The sequence below is a fragment of the Pseudomonas sp. SMSB3 genome, assembly GCF_052041965.1.
In the GTDB taxonomy this organism is placed as follows: Bacteria; Pseudomonadota; Gammaproteobacteria; order Pseudomonadales; family Pseudomonadaceae; genus Aquipseudomonas.
This window is the reverse complement of record NZ_JBKGGV010000026.1, coordinates 1-21,573: the sequence shown is the minus strand read 5'-3', so window position 1 is coordinate 21,573 and position 21,573 is coordinate 1. Positions and strand designations below refer to the sequence as shown.

At 63.4% G+C, this 21,573-nt stretch carries 15 protein-coding genes and 6 tRNA genes; 1 reads left to right on the top strand and 20 read right to left on the bottom strand.

Annotated features, from left to right (window positions below):
- Position 1 precedes the first annotated feature (1 nt).
- The 4 genes from ACLEJW_RS23015 to phnN form a co-directional block, all read right to left on the bottom strand.
- Positions 2-3,406 carry an amino acid adenylation domain-containing protein gene (locus ACLEJW_RS23015; RefSeq protein ID WP_440778302.1) on the bottom strand — a complete coding sequence of 1,135 codons (3,405 nt, stop codon included), beginning with the start codon at positions 3,404-3,406 and terminating at the stop codon, positions 2-4.
- Between the two features lie 166 nt (positions 3,407-3,572).
- The gene (locus ACLEJW_RS23010) at positions 3,573-4,550 is read right to left on the bottom strand and encodes a TauD/TfdA family dioxygenase (RefSeq protein ID WP_440778301.1); all 978 of its coding nucleotides are present in this window, start codon (positions 4,548-4,550) and stop codon (positions 3,573-3,575) included.
- 203 nt (positions 4,551-4,753) lie between these two features.
- Positions 4,754-4,828 (bottom strand) — tRNA-Arg (locus ACLEJW_RS23005).
- Between the two features lie 122 nt (positions 4,829-4,950).
- The gene (gene phnN, locus ACLEJW_RS23000; RefSeq protein WP_313460081.1) at positions 4,951-5,547 is read right to left on the bottom strand and encodes a phosphonate metabolism protein/1,5-bisphosphokinase (PRPP-forming) PhnN; all 597 of its coding nucleotides are present in this window, start codon (positions 5,545-5,547) and stop codon (positions 4,951-4,953) included.
- 346 nt (positions 5,548-5,893) lie between these two features.
- Here phnN and ACLEJW_RS22995 point away from each other — a divergent pair, with 346 nt between their 5' ends.
- Complete coding sequence (locus ACLEJW_RS22995) at positions 5,894-6,220, top strand: Arc family DNA-binding protein (RefSeq protein WP_003254499.1); 327 nt, start codon at positions 5,894-5,896, stop codon at positions 6,218-6,220.
- A 68-nt stretch (positions 6,221-6,288) separates the two neighbouring features.
- Here ACLEJW_RS22995 and mgtE read toward each other — a convergent pair whose 3' ends face one another.
- The 16 genes from mgtE to ACLEJW_RS22915 all read right to left on the bottom strand — a co-directional run bounded on the left by mgtE (position 6,289) and on the right by ACLEJW_RS22915 (position 21,108).
- Positions 6,289-7,731 carry a magnesium transporter gene (gene mgtE / locus ACLEJW_RS22990; RefSeq protein ID WP_145193509.1) on the bottom strand — a complete coding sequence of 481 codons (1,443 nt, stop codon included), beginning with the start codon at positions 7,729-7,731 and terminating at the stop codon, positions 6,289-6,291.
- Positions 7,732-8,109: 378 nt separating this feature from the next.
- Positions 8,110-8,186, bottom strand: a tRNA-Arg gene (locus ACLEJW_RS22985).
- Positions 8,187-8,257: 71 nt separating this feature from the next.
- Positions 8,258-8,334: transfer RNA gene (locus ACLEJW_RS22980), tRNA-Arg, on the bottom strand.
- 71 nt (positions 8,335-8,405) lie between these two features.
- Positions 8,406-8,482 (bottom strand) — tRNA-Arg (locus ACLEJW_RS22975).
- A gap of 72 nt (positions 8,483-8,554) precedes the next feature.
- A tRNA-Arg gene (locus tag ACLEJW_RS22970) sits at positions 8,555-8,631 on the bottom strand.
- A gap of 105 nt (positions 8,632-8,736) precedes the next feature.
- A tRNA-Ser gene (locus tag ACLEJW_RS22965) sits at positions 8,737-8,827 on the bottom strand.
- Positions 8,828-8,899: 72 nt separating this feature from the next.
- Positions 8,900-9,088, bottom strand: a complete 189-nt coding sequence (gene csrA / locus ACLEJW_RS22960) for a carbon storage regulator CsrA (RefSeq protein WP_003254503.1) — start codon at positions 9,086-9,088, stop codon at positions 8,900-8,902.
- A 165-nt stretch (positions 9,089-9,253) separates the two neighbouring features.
- A complete protein-coding gene (locus ACLEJW_RS22955; protein WP_145193507.1) occupies positions 9,254-10,489 on the bottom strand; it encodes an aspartate kinase in 1,236 nt (411 codons plus the stop codon).
- A 73-nt stretch (positions 10,490-10,562) separates the two neighbouring features.
- On the bottom strand, positions 10,563-13,187 hold the full coding sequence (alaS, locus tag ACLEJW_RS22950; protein WP_145193505.1) for an alanine--tRNA ligase: 2,625 nt from the start codon (positions 13,185-13,187) through the stop codon (positions 10,563-10,565).
- Between the two features lie 308 nt (positions 13,188-13,495).
- The gene (gene astE / locus ACLEJW_RS22945; RefSeq protein WP_440778300.1) at positions 13,496-14,503 is read right to left on the bottom strand and encodes a succinylglutamate desuccinylase; all 1,008 of its coding nucleotides are present in this window, start codon (positions 14,501-14,503) and stop codon (positions 13,496-13,498) included.
- A 10-nt stretch (positions 14,504-14,513) separates the two neighbouring features.
- A complete protein-coding gene (locus tag ACLEJW_RS22940; protein ID WP_145193501.1) occupies positions 14,514-14,804 on the bottom strand; it encodes a topoisomerase II in 291 nt (96 codons plus the stop codon).
- Between the two features lie 14 nt (positions 14,805-14,818).
- Positions 14,819-16,168 carry an N-succinylarginine dihydrolase gene (gene astB / locus ACLEJW_RS22935; protein ID WP_440778299.1) on the bottom strand — a complete coding sequence of 450 codons (1,350 nt, stop codon included), beginning with the start codon at positions 16,166-16,168 and terminating at the stop codon, positions 14,819-14,821.
- Positions 16,169-16,191: 23 nt separating this feature from the next.
- Positions 16,192-17,655 carry a succinylglutamate-semialdehyde dehydrogenase gene (gene astD / locus ACLEJW_RS22930; RefSeq protein ID WP_313301902.1) on the bottom strand — a complete coding sequence of 488 codons (1,464 nt, stop codon included), beginning with the start codon at positions 17,653-17,655 and terminating at the stop codon, positions 16,192-16,194.
- Complete coding sequence (gene astA, locus ACLEJW_RS22925) at positions 17,656-18,684, bottom strand: arginine N-succinyltransferase (RefSeq protein ID WP_145193495.1); 1,029 nt, start codon at positions 18,682-18,684, stop codon at positions 17,656-17,658.
- A gap of 60 nt (positions 18,685-18,744) precedes the next feature.
- Positions 18,745-19,764: an arginine/ornithine succinyltransferase subunit alpha gene (aruF, locus tag ACLEJW_RS22920; protein ID WP_313460067.1), complete on the bottom strand. Its 1,020-nt coding sequence runs from the start codon at positions 19,762-19,764 to the stop codon at positions 18,745-18,747.
- Positions 19,765-19,887: 123 nt separating this feature from the next.
- Positions 19,888-21,108, bottom strand: coding sequence for an aspartate aminotransferase family protein (locus ACLEJW_RS22915; protein WP_145193492.1), 1,221 nt, complete (start codon positions 21,106-21,108; stop codon positions 19,888-19,890).
- Positions 21,109-21,573: the final 465 nt, after the last annotated feature.

The following is a 21,573-nucleotide window of genomic DNA, read 5'->3' as shown; positions in this document are numbered from 1 at the left end:
CTCAAACCTCCTCCAGGGAATTCAGATACGCTTCCATGTCCGCCCAGTCCTCGTCGGCGGTCGCGTCCAAGGCCTGCAGCTCTGCGGCCAGGGCGGCCAGGTGCGGACGCTCGAACAAACTGCGCATCGGCAGTGCGATGCCAAGCTCGGACTTGATGCGGGCGATGACCTGGGCGGCCAACAGCGAATGCCCGCCCAGTTCGAAGAAGCTGTCGTCCAGGCCCACTTGCGGTACCTGCAGCACCTGCATCCAGATCGCCGCCAGGCGCTGCTCCTGCTCGCTGACGGGCGCGCGGAAGCTGGCCTGCAACTGGCTCAGGTCAGGCGCCGGCAGGGCCTTGCGGTCGAGCTTGCCGCTGGGGGTCAGCGGCAGGCGGTCGAGTACCACCAAGTGTGCAGGGACCATGAAATCGGGCAGCACCGCGCGCAGTGCGTCGCGGATCGCCCGGGCTTGAGCGTCGGCGTCGGCAGCACCGGCATCGGTCACCACGTAGCCCACCAGTTGCCGACCAGCGGCCATGTCCACGGCCAGCACCGCCGCTTCGCGAACCCCGGCACAGTGCTGCAGGCGCATCTCGATCTCGCCCAGCTCGATACGAAAACCGCGCACTTTCACTTGCTGATCGACGCGGCCGATGTATTCGATGGCGCCGTCGTCGGCGAAGCGGGCGCGGTCGCCCGTGCGGTACAGGCGCGCGCCTGGCACCTGCGGATCGGGCAGGAAACGCTCGGCGCTCAATGCCGGCTGGCCATGGTAGCCACGGGCAAGGCCCGGGCCGCCGATGTACAGCTCGCCGATGACGCCCGGCGCGACCGGCTGCAAGTGACCGTCGAGGATGCACAGCCGGCGACCGGCCAGGCCCTGACCGATGGGGACGCCGCGCCAGGACACAGCCTGTGAGCTGAGCGCGGTGCAGTCGTGAATGCTCGACACCACCGTGGCTTCGGTCGGGCCATAGGTATTGAGCAGGCGCACGCCGGCAAGGCCGGCGCGACGCCATAGGTCCAGGCCATCGACGGCCATGGCCTCACCGCCGACGTGCACTTGCCGCAACCCCTTGAAGTTGCGCGGGGCGCCACGCGCGTAATCCTGCACCAGCATGTGCCAATACGCCGCCGGCAGGTCGGCGACGGTGATGCCATGCTGCTCCAGGGCGCCGTGGAAACTGGCGCTGTCCCACAGCTGGCCATCGCGCAGGATCACTCGCGCACCGACACACAGGGGTGGATAGAACTGCTCGACGAAGCCATCGAAGCTGCAGGTGGCGAACTGCAGTACGCGATCATTCGCGCTCAGCTGCGAATAGTCGCAGGCCAGTTCGCAGAACTCGGCCAGCGCGCCATGGCTGATGGCAACGCCCTTGGGCAGGCCAGTGGAGCCAGAGGTGTAGATGACATAGGCCAGGTTGCCGGGGACGAGCGCGGCCGCCAGCGGCGGCTCGGCCGGCCCATCGGCGGGCAGTTGCGCTCGATCCAGGCACAGCATCTCGACGCCGTCGGCGGCGGGCAATTGCTCGAGCAGCTCAGAATGGGTCAGCAGCACCCGCAGGCCGCTGCTGGCGAACACTTGGGCGATGCGCTCGCTGGGCGCCTGTGGGTCCAGCGGCACATAGGCGCCGCCCGCCTTGAGCACGGCCAGCAGGGCGACGCCCATGCTCAACGAACGCTCCAGTGCCACCCCGACCAGCACCTCGGGGCCGACCCCCAGCTGTTGCAGTTGGCGGGCCAGGGCGGTGCTGCGCCGCTCAAGCTCGGCGTAGCTGAGGCTGGCGCCCTGCCCTGCGCCGGCCAGCACCAGCGCCACCGCCTCGGGGGTGCGCGCCGCCTGGGCCGCAAAGCGCTGATGGACCAACGCCGGGGCGGCCAAGGCTGGGGCACGGAGGGCCCAGCCCTGCAACTGCTGGTGCTGCTGAGCATCGAGCATGGGCAGGTCGCCAAGGCGAGCCTGTGGGTCGGCGAGTACGCTGCGCAGCAGAGTGCACCAGTGGCCGGCCATGCGCGCCACGGTAGCTTCATCGAACAGGTCGCTGGCGTAGGTGAAAGCCGCTAGCAGGCGGTTGCCTTCTTCGCGGGTTTCCAGCATCAGGTCGCTGGCGGCGGCATGGCTGCGTGCGCCGGCCACGCTCTGCTCGGCAGTCAAGTGGGCCAGCTGCAGACCGCTTTGCAGGCGCATGCCGTGGATGTCGGTCACCAGCGGCTGATGGTTGTACATCACCTGGAACAGCGCGTTGTGGCTCTGGCTGCGGTTGGGCTGCAGCGCTTCGAGCAAGGCGTCGAACGGCAGTTCCTGGTGCGCTTGCGCGCCCAACGCGGTCTGGCGCAGCGCGTGCAGCAGCGCGGCGAAGGTTTGCTCGCCGGTCAGCTGGCTGCGCAGCACCTGGGTATTGACGAAGAAGCCGATCAGCCCTTCGACCTCGGCGCGGTTGCGGTTGGCGATCAAGCCGCCGACGCGGATGTCGCCCTGGCCGCTGTAGCGGTACAACAGAGTTTTGAACGCCGCCAGCAGCACCACGAACAAGGTCGTGCCATGGTGCTGGGCCAGGGCCTTGAGGCCGGCATGCAGCGCGGTGTCGATGGCAACTTCAAGACGCGCACCCGCATGGCTTGGTTGTGCTGGGCGCGGCCGGTCGGTGGGCAGCTCCAGCGGTTCGTGCTCCTCACCCAGCTGGGCGCGCCAGTAATCGAGCTGGCGGGCCTGCTCACCGGCCTCCATCCAGCTGCGCTGCCACAGCGCGTAGTCGCGGTAGTGCACCGCAAGCGGCGCCAACTGCGCCGCCCGGCCGGCACTGCGAGCATCCAGGCTGCGCATGAATTCTTCGATGAGAATGTTCATCGACCAACCGTCGGCGATGATGTGGTGCATGGTCAGCAACAGCACATGCTCATCGGCGGCCAGCTGCAACAACACTACCCGCAGCAACGGGCCTTGCTGCAGGTCGAAGGGCTGGCCGGCTTCGGCGGCAACGGCTTCGCGTGTGCGCTGCAGGCGCAGCCCAGGGTCGAGGGCGCGCAGATCGACATGGCGCACCTGCAACTGCGCCTCGTCCGCCACCTGCTGCAGGGCTTGCCCGTCCACGTGCGTGAAGGTGGTGCGCAGGCACTCGTGGCGTTGCACCAGGTCGGCAAAGGCCAGCTCCAGCGCAGCGTGATCCAGTTTGCCGAGCAGGCGTACCGCACCTGGCAGGTTGTAGGCAGCACTTTGAGGTTCCAGCTGCCACAGGAACCACATGCGCTGCTGGGCGTAGGACAGCTGGTCACGGCCGGCGATGCCGGTGCAGTCCGGGATCGGGTAGCTGCTGGCATCGACCTGTTCCGCGCGCAGGGCGGCGAAGAAGACACGGCGTTTTTCCAGCGGCAACTCAATGAAGCGGCGCGCCAGCTTGTAGGATTGATCGAGGGTGCTCATAGGTCGTCCGAACCGGTGATGGGAGCCGCCCTGGGCTCCGCGATACCTGTTGAACGAATGGTTCGCGCTTGCATTTAGGCGCGGTCGAGCAAAACGCGCGGTGGCTTTCGCGCCACTGCACCGGCACCCCCGAGGCGTGCCGGCGCATGACCCGTGGCACCGGGATTCAGCCGGCGCCGTGCCCTTCGGCCATGGCCACGATGACTTTGCGCTTGCCGCTGAAGGTGCTGCGCGCATGGGCGGCGAGCATGTTGTCGAGCATCAGTACATCGCCTTCCTGCCAGGGAAAGGCAACGGTACAGGCGTCGAGTACGCCGCGCACTTCATCGAGGATCGAATCCTCGATGCGCGAGCCATCGCCGTAGTAGACGTTACGGGGCAAATCTTCTTCGTCCACCACCTCCAGCAGGCTCTCGCGAACATCGGCGGGCAGGTTCGACACGTGGAACAGATGCGCCTGGTTGAACCAGACCTCTTCACCGGTGCGCGGATGACGGGCCACGGCCTGACAGACCTGACGGGTGCGCAACTCGCCGTCGTCTTTCCAGTCGCAGGTGATCCCGTGGCGCTGGCAGTAGGCCTGCACCACCGCAGGGTCGTCGGTGTTGAACACTTGCTCCCAGGGCACGTCCAGGCCGTTGCCAAAGTTGCGCACGTACATCAGGCCATGGCGGTTGAAGCGCTCATGGATACGCGGATCGATACGGCGGAATACCTCGCGGCTGTCGGCAATCGGCGTCTCGCCGCCGGTTTGTGCGGCGACCATGCTGTAGAACCAGATTTTCATTGGCCATTCGCGGGTGTAGGCCTGCTCATTGTGCAGCGGGATCTTCTGATGCGGCGGATATTCAGTGGAGGTGTACACCCCTTGAGTGACATTGCTGCGCGGTGTCGAGCCGAACTCGTAGTTCAACAGCGGATGGCCAAACCCGGCCGCGAAGCTGCGAAACGCCTCGGCTCCACCGACCTCGAAACCGCGGAACAGAATGCCGCCGACCTGCAGCAAGTGACGCTCGACCAGGGCGCGGATTGGCTCCAGCGCCTCGTTCAAGTCCAGCCCGGGGTGAGGCGCCTCGACCAGCAACGGCAGGCTGCGCTGGCCGGGCAGCAGGGGCCGGGCGAGCAGTTCCAGCACGGCGCTCATGACTTGTCCCCTTGGACAGCCACGCGGCGCACGGTGACCAGCGATTGGTTGGCAACAGGCAGCACCTGGCTGGCCTGCGAGCAGATGGCGGCATGCATCCTTCGACCCTCGTGAAGTGACAGCGGGCTTTGGCCCAGGCGTGCGCGGCGCACGTCGGCCTTGTGCTCAGGAGACGAGGGACGTAGAGAGGGATTTAGCGAAAATGGCGTCCCCGGCGGGAGTCGAACCCACATCAAGGCCTTAGGAGGGCCCCGTTCTATCCATTAAACTACAGGGACTACGACCTGCCAGTGGTGCGCTGATGCAAACTCAGCGGTGGCAGGACGGCGAGCATGTTAACCAGCGCACCGCCGTTTGTCATGCCTGAATAGGGCTTTTTCCAGCTACGGCTTTTCTTACGCTAGGGGGTGATGAGCTTTTCCTGGCGCAGCAAGGCGATGAAACGCGTCACGGTATCAGCCAGCTGGCCGGAATTGTCCAGCGGCCGCACCACCCCTGGCGGCGCTTGTGGCGTCTGCAGCTGGTCGTTGCGCGCCAGGCGCTGGTCGATCTGCTCCGACGTTTCTCGCCCCCTGGCCAGCAAGCGCTGGCGCAGTACCGTGGGGCTGACCTGCAAGGCCACGGCGAGCAGATCAGGGTAACGTTGCAGCGCCTGCGGCAGATAGGCTCGCGAGCCGTTGACCAGCACCGAATGCCCCTCGGCCAGCCAGGTATCCACCTGCACGGCAATCCCATAGTCCAGGCCGTTGGCGTGCCAGTGCATGGCGAACGCGCCCTGCTCGCGCAGTTGCCTGAAGCGTTCGGTGCTCACCCCTTCGGCCGCCTCACCTTTGGCTTCAGCGGAGCGGGTAATGACCCTGCGGGCGATTTGTACGCCCGCTGCGAACAGCTGCGGGCGGGCGGCATCGATCAACGAATCCTTGCCCGCGCCAGAAGGTCCCAGCAAAAAAATCAGGCGGCCTGTGTCTCCCTTTCGGCCGCTTGCGTCATGTTGCATAGCCACTATGCTCTAAGTGAGGAAACCTGGGCATTTTAGGGGTTTTCTTGGGCCTTTGCTGCGTTTTACAGGTTTTTGACGGCAAGCGGCTGACAGTATGGGGTCCGGATGAATGCGAAACTTTTCAAACCAGTGCTCATTTCTGATAATTGGTACTGGCAAAAAGCCTTTATCCGGATCACTATTTGTCACAGAATTGACGCCAAGGAAACGGCGACCTTGAGGCATGATGAGCACCCAAATTTATATGACGGTTGAACATTTTGTTGTCGCCACGGTCGTACTGACATCCCGTGCGGCCAATTTGTGATCCGCTCCCCCTGAACCAGTAAATCCGGTCAATCATATGCGCCCAATGAAACAGGCTATTTATTCGAGCCGCACCGCTGACAAGTTCGTCGTCCGCCTGCCTGACGGGATGCGTGAGCGCATTGCCGAGGTAGCGCGCAACCACCACCGCAGCATGAACTCCGAAATCATCGCGCGCCTGGAACAGAGCCTCATCCAGGAAGGCGCCTTGGGCGACGAGCTGAGCATGCGCCTGGACAGCCCCGAGCTGTCGCTGCACGAGCGCGAACTGCTGCAACGCTTCCGCCAGCTGTCCCACCGCCAGCAAAACGCCCTGGTGGCCCTCATCGCTCACGATGTGGAAATGGCTGCCGACGCCTCCTGAGGCACTTTCCCGGCAGACACAAAAAAGCCAGCATTCGCTGGCTTTTTTTCGCGTAAGGGTTGGTTAGCTCAGAGCAGGAACAGGGTGGCGAGGCCCAGGAAGATGAAAAACCCGCCGCTGTCGGTGACTGCCGTGATCATCACGCTCGAGCCCATCGCCGGGTCGCGTCCCAGGCGCGTCAACGTCATGGGGATCAGCACGCCCATCAGCGCCGCGAGCAGCAGATTGAGGGTCATCGCGGCAGTCATCACCACCCCCAGCGACCAACTGCCATACAACCAGAACGCCACCGCTCCGATCACGCCACCCCAGATCAGGCCATTGAGCAGCCCCACGGCCAACTCCTTGCGCATCAGGCGGCTGGTGTTGCCCGGCGACACCTGGTCCAGCGCCATGGCGCGCACGATCATGGTGATGGTCTGGTTACCGGAGTTGCCGCCAATGCCGGCAACGATCGGCATCAGTGCTGCCAGTGCCACCAGCTTCTCGATCGAGCCTTCGAACAGGCCAATGACCCGCGAAGCGACGAAGGCGGTGATCAGGTTGATCGCCAGCCACGCCCAACGGTTGCGCAGAGACCGCCAGACCGAGGCGAAGATGTCTTCTTCCTCGCGCAGACCGGCCATGTTGAGCACTTCGCTCTCGCTCTCCTCGCGGATCAGGTCGACCATTTCATCGATGGTCAGACGACCGATCAGGCGGTCGCTCTTGTCCACTACCGGTGCAGAGACCAGGTCATAACGCTCGAACGCCTGAGCCGCGTCGTAGGCATCCTCGTCAGGGTGGAACGATACCGGGTCGGTGGCCATGACCTCGGCAACCTTCTTCTCCGGGTCGTTCACCAGCAAGCGCTTGATCGGCAGCACGCCCTTGAGGATGCCGTCATAGTCGACGACGAAGAGTTTGTCAGTGTGGTTGGGCAGTTCCTTCAGGCGTCGCAGGTAACGCAATACCACTTCCAGGCTGACGTCTTCGCGGATGGTGACCATCTCGAAGTCCATCAGCGCGCCGACCTGCTCCTCGTCGTAGCTCAGCGCCGAGCGCACACGCTCGCGCTGCTGGGCGTCGAGGCTTTCCATGAGCTCGTGCACCACGTCACGGGGCAACTCGGCGGCCAGGTCGGCCAGCTCGTCGGCGTCCATTTCCTTGGCCGCGGCGAGGATCTCGTGATCGTCCATGTCGGCGATCAGCGACTGGCGCACCGAGTCGGACACTTCAAGAAGAATGTCGCCGTCGCGGTCCGAGCGCACCAGCTGCCAGACCGTCAGACGGTCTTCCAGGGGCAAGGCTTCAAGGATGTAGGCGATGTCGGCGGGGTGCAGGTCGTCGAGCTTGCGCTGCAGTTCGACCAGGTTCTGCCGGTGGACGAGGTTTTCCACCAGGTCGTTGTGCTGACCTTCCTGGCGATGGGTAAGGTCTTCGACCAGGCGCTGGCGCTGCAGCAGTTCGACCACCTGGGCCAGGCGATCCTGCAGGCTTTCTTGCGCTTTTTTTACTTCTACTTCAGTCATAGGCGAACTCCACTCCCAGCAGCGGAGCACGCCGGAAGAATCAATCAGTCAGATCTAGCTGTATGAATCGTGTTAAGGAGTAACTACTGGGTAAGTCCATGGTGGTTTTCCACAAGCCCCGGCGGGGCTGACGGGCGCAATCATACACTGCCTAAGCTGTCAGATCGCTTAAAATTTTTGGCCAGAACAAGCGCTTGCGAGATAAAGCTAGGACAACGCGCGAAGCCATGAGTGCGACGCCGATCGGGCCACAAAGAACACATTCGATAGGTAGTGAACGCTGCACTGGCCTGCTGGCAAGTCTAGTTGAGCGATACTGACAAAACCGTGAAGCGGAAAACAAAAAGCCCGCTCATGGGAGCGGGCTTCTTGATTGTATGGCGGACTCAGCAGGATTCGAACCTGCGACCGCTCGGTTCGTAGCCGAGTACTCTATCCAGCTGAGCTATGAGTCCGTGGTGGTAGTTTTAGACCAGATTACCACTGGTGGGGTGAAGCAGCTTTGCAAGCAGAGCCACTTCAAAAGTGGCGGACTCAGCAGGATTCGAACCTGCGACCGCTCGGTTCGTAGCCGAGTACTCTATCCAGCTGAGCTATGAGTCCGTGGTGGTAGTTTTAGACCAGGTTACCACTGGTGGGGTGAAGCGACTTTGCAAGCAGAGCCACTTCAAAAGTGGCGGACTCAGCAGGATTCGAACCTGCGACCGCTCGGTTCGTAGCCGAGTACTCTATCCAGCTGAGCTATGAGTCCGTCGTTGGTAATTTTAGACCAGGTTACCACTGGTGATTTGAAGCAGCTTTGTAAGCAAAGCCACTTCAAAAGTGGCGGACTCAGCAGGATTCGAACCTGCGACCGCTCGGTTCGTAGCCGAGTACTCTATCCAGCTGAGCTATGAGTCCGTGTCTTGCCGCGCATGATAGTTCGCTGAAACATTTTTGCAAGAACTTTTCGTTTAACTTCAACGACTTAGCAATCTTGCTGCTTACAGCGCCCTACGCAAATAATGGCGGTGAAGGGGGGATTCGAACCCCCGATACCCTTATGAGGTATACTCCCTTAGCAGGGGAGCGCCTTCGGCCACTCGGCCACCTCACCGCAACACGAGGCGAATATTAAACACCCTCTTCCTCGTTTGCAACCCTTTTTTTGAAAAAAACTTCAAAAGAATTAAAGGCTTGGCTCTTCGTCCTTCTCTTTCTTGATCCGCAGGTAGATTTCTTCACGGTGCACGGCCACTTCTTTGGGCGCGCTGACACCGATCCGTACCTGGTTGCCTTTGACGCCAAGCACCGTCACGGTGATCTCGCCGTCTCCAATGATCAGGCTCTCGGCGCACCGACGAGTCAGAATCAACATAGCTTTCTCCTTACGCAAAACAGTCAGGGATACAGTCTTCGAATGGCTTGGCTCGGCCGTGGACGACGGCACTGAGCCAGGGTGGCCATCGCACAGGCAGGACAAGGCCCGTGTGACGACCAGAAACGCGAAGGGCGCGGCAAGCCGCGCCCTTCAGGCTAGGCCTTACTCACCCTGTCGGGCGGGAGCGTCGAGCTCGAACGCGGTGTGCAGCGCGCGTACGGCCAGTTCCAGATACTTCTCTTCGATCACCACCGAAACCTTGATCTCGGAGGTGGAGATCATCTGGATATTGATGCTCTCCTTGGCCAAGGACTCGAACATGCGGCTGGCAACGCCTGCGTGCGAGCGCATACCGACGCCGACGATCGACACCTTGGCGATCTTGGTGTCACCGATGACCTCACGCGCGCCGATTTCCCGAGCGGTGTTTTCCAGCACGCTGTAGGCCTTCTCGTACTCGTTGCGGTGTACGGTGAAGGTGAAGTCGGTGGTGTTATCGTGGGATACATTCTGCACGATCATGTCCACTTCGATGTTCGAAGCGCTGATCGGGCCGAGGATCTTGAAGGCCACGCCGGGGGTATCCGGCACGCCACGGATGGTCAGCTTGGCCTCATCACGGTTGAAGGCGATACCGGAAATGATCGGCTGTTCCATGGATTCCTCTTCATCGATGGTAATGAGGGTACCCGGACCCTCCTTGAAGCTGTGCAGCACGCGCAGCGGAACGTTGTACTTGCCGGCGAACTCCACCGAGCGGATCTGCAGCACCTTGGAGCCGAGGCTGGCCATTTCCAGCATCTCTTCGAAGGTGATCTTCTCCAGACGCTGCGCCTGCGGCACGACGCGCGGATCGGTGGTGTAGACGCCGTCGACGTCGGTGTAGATCTGGCACTCGTCGGCCTTGAGCGCAGCCGCCAGGGCCACGCCAGTGGTGTCCGAGCCGCCACGGCCGAGGGTGGTGATGCTGCCGTGCTCGTCCACACCCTGGAAGCCGGCGACCACGACCACGCGACCGGCCTTGAGGTCGGCGCGGATCTTCTGGTCGTCGATCTGCAGGATGCGCGCCTTGTTGTGCGCGCTGTCGGTGAGGATGCGCACCTGGTTGCCGGTGTACGACACCGCTGGCACGCCACGCTTGATCAAGGCCATGGCCAACAGGGCAATGGTGACCTGTTCACCGGTGGAGACGATCACGTCCAGTTCCCGTGGAACCGGCTGATCGGTGATCTGCTTGGCCAGGTCGATCAGGCGATTGGTCTCACCGCTCATGGCCGACAGCACGACCACCAGGTCATCGCCAGCCTCACGGTGCTTCTTGACCTTTTCGGCAACCTGCTCGATCCGCTCGATGGAACCGACAGAGGTGCCGCCAAATTTCTGTACGATCAACGCCATTTCAATGGTGCCTCAGCCCTTACAGGGCCCCAAAAAAACCATCCAACATGAGGGGGCGCATGGCCCCCTCATCTCAAAGTCCCTGCTCTGCGAACGGGACGGCCAGGGCCAGGGCCTGATCCAGGGCGGCGGCGTCGACGCCACCGCCCTGAGCCATGTCCGGACGACCGCCGCCCTTGCCACCCACGATTGCGGCGGCTTGTTTCATCAGGTCACCAGCCTTGAGTTGGCTGGAGAGGTCCTTGGTCACGCCTGCCACCAGCACGACCTTGCCCTCATGCTCGCTGCCCAGCAGGATCACTGCGTGGCCGAGCTTGTTCTTCAGTTGATCGACCAGGGCCAGCAGCGCCTTGCCATCCTGCCCATCCAGGCGAGCGGCAAGCACCTTGGCCCCCTTGACCTCCACGGCCGCATTGGAGAGATCGTCCCCGGCGGCGCTGGCGGCCTTGGCCTGCAGCTGTTCAAGCTGCTTTTCCAGCTGACGGTTGCGCTCGAGCACAGCCGACAGCTTGTCGATCAGGTTGTCACGGTTGCCCTTGACCAGCTGCGCCGCTTCCTTGACTTGCTCTTCGGCAGCGTTCAGATAAGCCAGGGCAGCGGCGCCGGTGACCGCTTCGATACGGCGCACGCCAGAGGCCACGCCACCTTCACTGATGATCTTGAAAACACTGATGTCGCCGGTGCGCTTGGCATGGATGCCGCCGCACAGCTCGACGGAAAAATCACCGCCCATGGTCAGCACGCGCACGGTGTCGCCGTACTTCTCGCCGAACAGCGCCATGGCGCCCTTGGCCTTGGCGGTTTCGATGTCGGTCAGCTCGGTCTGCACCGGCGTATTGCGGCGCACCTCGCGGTTGACGATCTCTTCCAGGGCCTTGATCTGTGCAGGCGATACCGCCTCGAAATGGCTGAAGTCGAAACGCAGGCGCTGGCTGTCGACCAGCGAGCCCTTCTGCTGCACGTGCTCGCCCAGTACCTGGCGCAGCGCTTCGTGCAGCAGGTGGGTAGCCGAGTGGTTCAAGGCGGTGGCGTGCTGCACCTGGGCGTCGACCTTGGCCTCGACCGGCGCGCCGATCAGCAGTGCGCCGCTGGCGACCACGCCGTGGTGCAGGAAGGCACCGCCAGTCTTGGTGGTGTCGCGCACGTCGAAACGCGCAGCGCCAGCCTGCAGGAACCCGCTATCGCCGACCTGGCCACCGGATTCGGCATAGAACGGTGTGCGGTCAAGCACCACGACACCTTGCTCGCCTTCACCGAGCTGGTCGACCGACTGGCCGTCCTTGTACAGGGCGATGATCTTGCCCTGCCCTTCGGTGGCGTCGTAACCCAGGAATTCGGTAGCGCTGTCGACCTTGACCAGGCTGTTGTAGTCCATGCCGAAGGCGCTGGCCGAGCGGGCCCGCTCACGCTGGGCTTCCATCTCGCGCTCGAAGCCCGCCTCGTCGATGCTCAGCTCGCGTTCACGGGCGATGTCGGCGGTCAGGTCCATCGGGAAGCCGTAGGTGTCGTACAGCTTGAACACCACATCGCCCGGAACCACGTTGCCCTGCAACTGGGCCAGGTCCTGCTCGAGGATGCGCAGGCCCTGTTCGAGGGTCTTGGCGAACTGTTCTTCCTCGGCCTTGAGCACGCGCTCGATGTGCGCCTGCTGGTTTTTCAGCTCCGGGAAGGCCTCGCCCATCTCGGCGGCCAGGGCGGCAACGATCTGATAGAAGAAGCTGCCCTTGGCACCGAGCTTGTTGCCATGGCGGCAGGCGCGGCGAATGATGCGACGCAGCACGTAGCCGCGGCCTTCATTGGATGGCAGCACGCCGTCGGCGATCAGGAAGCCACAGGAACGAATGTGGTCGGCGACCACTTTCAGCGAGGCCTGGCCGTCGTTGCTGCAGCCGATGGCCTTGGCCGCGGCGCCCAGCAGGTTCTGGAACAGGTCGATCTCGTAGTTCGAGTGCACGTGCTGCATGACCGCACTGATGCGCTCCAGGCCCATGCCGGTATCCACCGACGGCGCTGGCAGCGGGTGCAACACGCCATCGGCGGTGCGGTTGAACTGCATGAAGACGTTGTTCCAGATCTCGATGTAACGGTCGCCGTCTTCTTCCGGCGAGCCGGGTGGGCCGCCCCAGATGTCGGCGCCGTGATCGTAGAAGATCTCGGTGCAAGGGCCGCACGGGCCGGTGTCGCCCATGGTCCAGAAGTTGTCGGAGGCGTACGGTGCGCCTTTGTTGTCGCCGATGCGCACCATGCGCTCGGCCGGCACACCGACTTCCTTGGTCCAGATGTCGTAGGCTTCGTCGTCGCTGGCGTAGACCGTGACCCAGAGCTTTTCCTTGGGCAGGTTCAGCCACTTGTCGGAGGTCAGGAAGGTCCAGGCGAAGGTGATCGCATCGCGCTTGAAGTAATCGCCGAAGCTGAAGTTGCCCAGCATCTCGAAGAAGGTATGGTGGCGCGCGGTGTAGCCGACGTTTTCCAGGTCGTTGTGCTTGCCGCCTGCGCGCACGCACTTCTGGCTGCTGACGGCGCGGGTATAAGCGCGCTTCTCGGCACCCAGGAAGCAGTCCTTGAACTGGTTCATGCCGGCGTTGGTGAACAGCAGGGTCGGGTCGTTGTTCGGGATCAGCGAACTGGAGGCGACTCGGGTATGGCCCTGCTCTTCGAAGAAGCGAAGGAAGGCTTCACGGATTTCTGCGCTTTTCATAGGTTCTTCCACGGAAACGGCGGCCCTGTTGGGCAAACACGTCGACGAAACGACGGCAAAGGGCCGCATTATATCGGTCCTGCAAACTCGGTGCAGTGTGTTTATGCGATAGAAAACGTCGAACGCACGGCTTTTGCGACGTGTGCAAGCGAAATTGACATGAGCCGATGCTAAATGCAGCGTTTCGCCACTGGCAAGCCAATTACCGCCCAAGGGAAGGGAAAAGGGAACAGGCGGTGAATTAAAAGGTTTTCATCGAAGCCGCGAATCGCCGTTGGCGCCCGGAGCCAGGCCGGGCGCCACGGCGTTCAGCCCAATTGCTGGCCTGAATCGGGAACCACCAGGATGCCAGCCCGCAGGCCGTTGCGAACCTTTGGATTGGGAAAAATGATGCGCGCACCCTCCTCCTCGACCACCCAGCGTATCTGCGCCAGGTCTTCGGCCAGCAGATAGCCCTTGCTCAACTCCGAGAAGTTCTCGATGTCGGCCGGCAAGTGCAGGTGGAAGCTGTCGCTGTGCTTGATGATTTCACGGGCGACGCTGAACAGCTGCAGGCCGTCCAGTGAGGCTTCGACTTCAGGCTCGCTGGCCTCGATGATCTGGATCAGCCGCGCTTCGAGCTTGTCCAGATTGACCTGCTCGTTCTGGCCAAACGGTCGCGCCTTGCCCAGCTCCAGGGTGAAGGCCTCGGCCTCGAGCTGTTCGTAGGTGAAGGCGCTGAAGGTGATCGACGACTTGCTTTGCAGCAGCACCGCCTCCATCCCGGCTGCCGCCAGGCGGGCCAGTTCGCGGCGCGAGTGCTTGCGCCCTTCCTTGAACGGGTACAGGGCGAACTGCTCGATCTTCGAGCCGCGGATGGCGGTGTGCAAGTCGTAATGCAGGCGGGTGCGCTCAGGCTTGCTGAAAAACACCCGGGCGAACTGCTCCAGTTCGGCCGCGCGCAGCGCTTCGAAGCCACTGGACAGCGCGTGACGGCCGTTGAACAGGCGGTTGATATCTTGCTCGACGAAACGCTCGCCACGCCGAATCGCCGCAGGGTTACCAAACAGGAACAGCACCCGAGCACGGGGTCTGATCGTGCCATCGGCCACGCCATGCAGCAGCCTTTCCAACAGCTCGATCGGCGCCGTTTCGTTGCCGTGGATGCCCGCCGACAACAACAGGTCGAGCCCACAGTCCTCGGTGTCGGGCGGGCGCACTTCCAGCGCGCCCTCCCCCAGCCAGCGCAGGCGCACGCCCTTGGTGGTCACTTGGGTCTTCTCGGCCGGCTCGTGGTCGGTCAGGGTCAGCTCGAGCAATTTGCCAAGGGCGAGCATAGGCGCTTCCTTAGTGGTGGTGGCCGCAATCAGGGCCGTGGACGTGGTCGTCGTCTTCGTCGACTTCGGCCGGTTCCATCTCCAGCTGCAGGCTGACCAGGTTGGTGGCCATCGGACGCAGCAGCAGGTTGGCGTACTCGGCATCGCCTTCTTCCACGTCGACACCGATCAGCAACTGGCCGCGACCATCCTGCTGAATCCATACTTCCTTGCCTTGCCACAGCACGGCGAAGCGTGTGCAGGAGGTTTCCAGCTGGGTGCCGTCGTGGTCTTCGAGGATCAGGCGCAGGGCGTCGGTCATTGCAAATACTCTCTTCAAGGTTGGCGTTGGAACGGGTACACCGAGCCCAACTGCAGAATCTGGGTCAATTCATCCAGCGCGGTACGGCATTCGAGCAACAGCTGTGGGTCGGCAAGGTCCGCCTCGACCAGGCGATCGCGGTAATGCTTGTCGACCCATTGCAGCAAGGTGGCGTACAACGGGGCGCTCATGATAACCCCTGGATTGACCGCCGCCAGCTCGGATTCCTGCAAGGCCACGCGCAAGCGCAGGCACGCCGGGCCGCCGCCGTTCTGCATGCTCTGCTTGAGGTCGAACACCTTGACCTCCTTGACCGGGCCGCCCTGGGCGATGAGTTGGCCGAGGTAGGCCCACACGCGCTCATTGTTACGGCACTCCTCCGGCACCACCAACAGCATCGAGCCATCGTCTCGGCTGAGCAGCTGGCTGTTGAACAGGTAGGAGCGTACCGCGTCCTCTACCGTCACGGCCGCGCGTGGCACAGCGATGGCCTGAAAATGACCGCCCTTGCTGGCCAGTTTAGCCTGCAGTTGGCCGAGCACCGCGTCGCTGTCGAGAAAGGCGTCCTGGTGATGGAACAACACTTCAGCATTGCCGACGGCGATCACATCGTTGTGAAACACGCCCTGGTCGATCACAGCGGGATTCTGTTGAGCGTAGACCACCGCGTCGTCGCTCAGGCCATGCAGCCGCGCAACGGCCTGGGACGCTTCCAGGGTCTGGCGCGCCGGGTACTTCTGCGGCGCAGGGTAGCGGCTGTCGAAGGCGCTGCGGCCATAGACGAAGAACTCCACGCCAGGCTCACCGTAATCGCGGCAAAAACGCGTGTGATTGGCCGCGCCTTCGTCGCCGAACTGCGCCACCGCCGGCAATGCCGGATGGTGGGCGAAGTGCCGCTCGTTGGCGAACATCGCCGCCAGCACGCGGCTGGTGGTGGGATGCTCGATACTGCGGTGAAACTTGCAGTTGAGGTTGGCGGCGGTGAAATGCACCCGGCCATCGGCAGTGTCGGCGCTGGGGCTGACAGTCGCGGCGTTGGCCACCCACATGCTCGAAGCCGAGCAACTGGCGACCAGCAGCGGCATGGCCTGGCTGGCCGCCTGCTGGATCACCTGGGCATCGCTGCCGGTGAAGCCCAGCTGGCGCAAAGCGGCGACATCCGGGCGTTCCTGGGGCGCCAGCACCCCTTGCTTGAAGCCCAGGTCGGCCAGCGCTTTCATTTTCGCCAGGCCCTGGCGCGCAGCTTCGCGCGGATTGGAACCTTGCTGGCTATTGCTCTGCGAAGCCACGTTGCCGTAGGACAAGCCGCCGTAATTGTGGGTCGGCCCCACCAGACCATCAAAATTCACTTCATAGGATTTCATCGGCAAGGCTCCGTGACCTGTTGTTATAGGGTGACGCCCGGCGTCAGGGTCGCCGGCAGGGCAAGGCTGGCGCTTTCCAGCGAAGCCACGGGGTAGGCACAGTAGTCGGCAGCGTAATAGGCGCTGGCGCGATGATTGCCACTGGCGCCGACACCACCGAACGGCGCGCTGCTGGCGGCGCCGGTCAGCTGCTTGTTCCAATTGACGATGCCGGCGCGGCTGCGCAGCCAGAACTCCTCGTAACGCGCCTGCGAGTCGGACAACAACCCTGCAGCCAAGCCGTACTGGGTAGCGTTGGCCTCCTCGACCGCCGCGTCGAAGTCGCGGTAGCGCAGCACTTGCAGCAGCGGACCGAACAGCTCTTCGTCCGCCCGCTCGGCCACCGCCGTGACGTCGAGGATGCCGGGGGTGAGCAGCGCGGCAGCGGCCTGGGGCTGGGTCATCGGCAACAGCGCCACGGCGCCCTTGCCCAGCAGGTCACGCTGGGCAGCCAGCAACGCCTGCGCCGCCTGCAGCGAAATGACCGAGCCCATGAACGGTGCCGGCTGCTGGTCGAAGGCGCCGACACTGATGCCTTTGCAGACCTCGACCAATCGCGCCAGCAGGGCGTCGCCCCAGGCGCCCTCGGGCACCAACAGGCGCCGTGCGCAGGTACACCGCTGGCCGGCCGAGATGAATGCCGACTGGATGATGGTGTACACCGCAGCGTCGAGGTCCTTGACCTGCTCCACCACCAAAGGGTTGTTGCCGCCCATCTCCAAGGCCAGGATCTTGTCGGGGCGGCCGGCGAACTGCTGGTGCAGCAGGTTGCCAGTACGGCTGGAACCGGTGAAGAACAACCCGTCGATGCCCGCATGGGCAGCCAGCGCCATGCCGGTCTCGCGCGCCCCTTGCAGCAGGTTCAGCACACCCGCCGGCAAGCCTGCGGCTACCCAGCAATTGACCGTCAGCTCGGCGACCTTGGGCGTCAGCTCGCTCGGCTTGAACACCACACAGTTGCCCGCCAACAGCGCCGGCACGATGTGACCATTGGGCAGGTGCCCAGGAAAGTTGTAAGGGCCGAACACCGCTACTACGCCATGTGGTTTGTGCCGCAGCACAGCCGTGGCGTCGGCCAGCGGGCCGCTCTTCTCGCCGGTACGCTCGCGATAGCTCTGTACGGAAATGGCCACCTTGTTGACCATGCTGGTCACCTCGGTGGCCGACTCCCACAAGGGCTTGCCGGTTTCTTCGCCAATGCAGTGCGCCAGCGCCTGGGCATGCTGCTTGAGCTGCTCGGCGAAGCGCTCGAGCAGATCGATGCGCGCTTGCAGGTTCAACTGCGCCCAGGCTGGAAACGCCTGGCGCGCGGCCTTGACCGCCGCATCGACCTGACCGGCATCGGCACCCTGGCCTTGCCAGATCACGGCCTGGGTCACCGGGTTGAGCGATTGCACGGTTTCGCCCTGGCCACTCAGCCAGTGACCGCCGATGTAATGGGTGGTCATTTACTGGCCCTCCCGGCTGGCCGACAGCGGCACGGCGCGAACATTGTCACCCGCACCCATGCGCAGGCGCTTGGCGGTCAGCGGATCGACCACCAAGGTGCCGGCGGCCAGGCGCGCAGGCGCTGCAGTGATACGGCAGTCGTCGCGCTTGCGGTTGTGAATGATGTAAGGCGTCGCATCTTCACCAGGCGTGCCGATGGCCAGGACCAGGTTCTGACTGTCGCGCACGGCACGAATCTTCGCCGTTTCACATTCCACTGCCGGGCCTGCATCGAAGATGTCGACATAGCCCTGGTAGCTGAAGCCTTCCTGCTTGAGCATCGCCAGTGCAGGTTCGGTGTCCTTGTGCACGCGGCCAATGACGCTGCGCGCAGCCTCGGAGAGGAAACAGGTGTAGAGCGGAAACTTGGGCATCAATTCGGCGATGAATGACTTGTTGCCGACCCCGGTCAGGTAGTCGGCCTGGCTGAACTCCATCTTGAAGAAGTGTCGGCCCAGGCTTTCCCAGAATGGCGAGCGCCCGTGCTCATCGGACATGCCGCGCATCTCGGCGATGATCTTGTTGCCGAACAGCTCCGGGAATTCGGCGATGAACAGCATCCGCGCGCAGGACAACAGGCGCCCGGTGCGCCCGGAGCGGTAGTCGCTGCGCAGGAACAGCGAGCACAGCTCGGAGTTGCCGGTCAGGTCGTTGGCCAGGAACAGTGTGGGAATCTCGCGGTAGATGTTCAGCTCCTGCGAGGCGCTGACGGTCAGGCCGACGCGGTAGTTGTACCAGGGCTCGCGCAGGCCGACGGCGCCGGCAATGGCACTGATGCCAACCACCAGGCCTTCGTCGTTCTCGAGCACGAACAGGTAGTCGGTGTCGCCACGCTCGGCTTCGCCGCGAAAGCTCTTCTCGGCCCAGCCGACCCGATGACCCAGGCGCTCCTCATTGGCTGGGAGCGTGGTCAGCCCGGTGGTGCCGGTGCTGCGAGCCAATTCGATCAGCGCGGGTAAATCGCTGCTGCGTACAGGACGAACGATCATGCTATCTCCTTGTGCGCCGGCCTGTGCCAACGCAGAACTCACTCTTGCGATCGCAGCGGCTCAGGCCGCGACCAGACGCACGCTGGCGCCCTCGCCCACACCCAGCGCTTCGGCCGCCTGGCGGCTCAGGCCAAGCGGCTTGCCTGGCACCCAATCCAGCTCGAGCAGCACCGCCCGGTAGTCCTGCAACTGGCTGTTGCACACCAGGTACGGGCGCCCGCCCTTGACCGGCGTGTCATCCAGCTTGACCGGCACCGTACGGCTTTGGGCGATCGAGCGAATCCCCGAGGTGCGCGCATGCAGGGTCGGGCCGCCGTCGAAGATGTCGATGTAGTGCTCGGTCTCGAACCCCTCTCGCATGAGGATATCGAAGGTGATCTGCGCCCGCGGGTGCACCTGGCCCATGGCTTCCTGGGCAGCGTCGGGCAGCAACGGCACATAGATCGGATAGTTGGGCATCAGCTCGGCGAGGAAGGTGCGGCTCTTGAGCCCGCACAGGCGCTCGGCATGGGCGTAGTTGAGGTCGAAGAAGTTGCGGCCGATGGCGTCCCAGAACGGCGACTCGCCCTGCTCGTCGCTGTAGCCGACGATCTCGGTGACCACCGAATCGGCGAAGCGCTCGGGGTGCGAGGCCATGAACAGCAAACGCCCGCGGGAATTGAGCTCGGCCCAACCGCTGTTGACCAGCTCTGGCAGCACATAGAAGCTGGTCAACAGGCTGTTGCCAGTCAGGTCATGGCACAACGACAAGACGTGGATCTTGTTGTGGATCTTCAGTTCGCGCGAGGCGTGCACGAAGGTCTCGTTGCGAAAGCTGTAGAACGGCTCGGAGTAGCCGGCAGAAGCGACGATCGCCGAGCAGCCGGCCAGTTTGCCGGTGTCGCTGTCTTCGAGCACGAAGAAATAGCTTTCCTCGCCGTTGAAGCTGACCTCGGCAGCGAATGAGGTTTCCGAGGCGGCGATCTTGTCGCCCAGGCGGGCCGCGTCGTCCGGCAGCGAGGTGACACCAACGGGGCTGTCGGCAGCCATGCGCTGCACTTCGTTCAGATCAGCCATTTGCGCAGGGCGCATCACCAGCATGGTGTCACTCCTTTGGAATACGCGCCGTTCGCGACGGCACGGAAAAACCACCGGCGCAGCAGCACCGGCATTGGATTCGGAATTCACCGGCCCAGGCGGGCCAGTGAATCAAACGCAAGCCGATCAGCCTTGCGTCAGCTGCGCCACGGCGCGTTCGAAGCGGTCCAGGCCTTCGTCGATATCGGCATCCTCGACCACCAGGCTCGGGGCGAAGCGCACCACGTCGGGGCCGGCCTGCAAAACCATCACGCCTTGCTTTTCGGCGGCATTGAGCACGTCCTTGGCCTTGCCCTGCCAGGCTTCGCTGAGCACGCAGCCGATCAGCAAACCGACGCCACGCACTTGGCTGAACAGGCCGTACTGCTGACCGATGGCTTGCAGGCGCGCCTTGAAGCGCTCGTGTTTGGCCTTGATGCCGGCCAGCGTCTGCGGCGTATTGATCACATCCAGCACTGCACAGGCCACCGCGCAGCCCAATGGGTTGCCGCCATAGGTGGTGCCGTGGGTGCCGACGGCCAGGTGCTTGGCCAGGGCTTCGGTGGTCAGCATGGCACCGATCGGGAAGCCGCCGCCCAGGCTCTTGGCGCTGGTCAGGATGTCCGGGGTGACGCCGTAGTGCTGGTAAGCGTACAGCGAGCCGGTACGGCCGACACCGGTTTGCACTTCGTCGAAGATCAGCAGGGCGTTGTGCGCGTCGCACAGCTGGCGCGCGCCTTCCAGGTAGGCCTTGTCGGCAGGCACGACACCGCTCTCACCCTGGATCGGCTCGATCACCACGGCGCAGGTCTTGTCGGAAATCTGCGCCTTGAGCGCTTCCAGGTCGTTGTACGGCACGTGGCTGATGCCGGTGATCTTGGGGCCAAAGCCATCGGAGTACTTGGGCTGGCCGCCAACGCTGACGGTGAACAGGGTACGGCCATGGAAGCTGTTCACGGTCGCGATGATCTCGTGCTTTTCAGGGCCGAAACGGTCATGAGCGACGCGGCGCGCCAGCTTGAAGGCGGCTTCGTTGGACTCGGCGCCGGAGTTGCAGAAGAACGCACGGTCGGCAAAGGTGGCCTCGACCAGCTTGTGGGCCAGGCGCAGGGCCGGCTCGTTGGTGAAGACGTTGGACACATGCCAGAGAGTGTTGGCCTGCTCGGTCAAGGCCTTGACCAGCGCAGGGTGGCAGTGGCCCAGGGCATTGACCGCAATGCCGCCGGCAAAGTCGATGAGCTCGCGACCGGACTGGTCCCACACGCGGGAGCCCTCGCCTCGCACCGGGATGAAAGCCGCCGGGGAATAGTTGGGGACCATCACCTGGTCGAAATCGGCACGTTGCACCGGGGCTTGCTCAACGGACATCTGAGTCTCCTGAAGCGAAACGCTGGCCTGGAACTGGCGAGCGATGGGGGGATTGTAAGGACTGATCCGCGCCTGTCCTTGCGGCCAAGCGACAACTTGTTACAGCGCAAAACCCTGTTTCAGCCAGGCTTTCGGCAATGCGACAAACACTGTCGCAATCGCGCAGTGTACGGGAGAGAGGGGGCTGGGTGAACGGGTGTGCACAGGCAATTCCAGGCGGAGCAACGGGTGCACGCCGTTGTTGCTGTGTTGTGGCGAAAATCGAGCGCCACCCGCGCGGCGCATCGCGAGCTAGCGCTCGCTCCTACGTTTGTTTCAGGCCAGTAAAGCCTGTGACAGGTGCGCGCGACCGCCTTGTTGGTCCGACGCGATTATCAGTCATGCGCCACAAGGTTCGCGCGCAAATCCCACAGGAATAACTGGCCCGAAACAAACGTAGGAGCGAGCGCTAGCTCGCGATGCGCC

Coding starts and splice junctions, on each gene's coding strand:
- ACLEJW_RS23015 (WP_440778302.1), bottom strand. CDS start 3,406: ATGAGCACCCTCGATCAATCCTACAAGCTGGCGCGCCGCTTCATTGAG.
- ACLEJW_RS23010 (WP_440778301.1), bottom strand. CDS start 4,550: ATGAGCGCCGTGCTGGAACTGCTCGCCCGGCCCCTGCTGCCCGGCCAG.
- phnN (WP_313460081.1), bottom strand. CDS start 5,547: ATGCAACATGACGCAAGCGGCCGAAAGGGAGACACAGGCCGCCTGATT.
- ACLEJW_RS22995 (WP_003254499.1), top strand. CDS start 5,894: ATGCGCCCAATGAAACAGGCTATTTATTCGAGCCGCACCGCTGACAAG.
- mgtE (WP_145193509.1), bottom strand. CDS start 7,731: ATGACTGAAGTAGAAGTAAAAAAAGCGCAAGAAAGCCTGCAGGATCGC.
- csrA (WP_003254503.1), bottom strand. CDS start 9,088: ATGTTGATTCTGACTCGTCGGTGCGCCGAGAGCCTGATCATTGGAGAC.
- ACLEJW_RS22955 (WP_145193507.1), bottom strand. CDS start 10,489: ATGGCGTTGATCGTACAGAAATTTGGCGGCACCTCTGTCGGTTCCATC.
- alaS (WP_145193505.1), bottom strand. CDS start 13,187: ATGAAAAGCGCAGAAATCCGTGAAGCCTTCCTTCGCTTCTTCGAAGAG.
- astE (WP_440778300.1), bottom strand. CDS start 14,503: ATGCTCGCCCTTGGCAAATTGCTCGAGCTGACCCTGACCGACCACGAG.
- ACLEJW_RS22940 (WP_145193501.1), bottom strand. CDS start 14,804: ATGACCGACGCCCTGCGCCTGATCCTCGAAGACCACGACGGCACCCAG.
- astB (WP_440778299.1), bottom strand. CDS start 16,168: ATGAAATCCTATGAAGTGAATTTTGATGGTCTGGTGGGGCCGACCCAC.
- astD (WP_313301902.1), bottom strand. CDS start 17,655: ATGACCACCCATTACATCGGCGGTCACTGGCTGAGTGGCCAGGGCGAA.
- astA (WP_145193495.1), bottom strand. CDS start 18,684: ATGATCGTTCGTCCTGTACGCAGCAGCGATTTACCCGCGCTGATCGAA.
- aruF (WP_313460067.1), bottom strand. CDS start 19,764: ATGCTGGTGATGCGCCCTGCGCAAATGGCTGATCTGAACGAAGTGCAG.
- ACLEJW_RS22915 (WP_145193492.1), bottom strand. CDS start 21,108: ATGTCCGTTGAGCAAGCCCCGGTGCAACGTGCCGATTTCGACCAGGTG.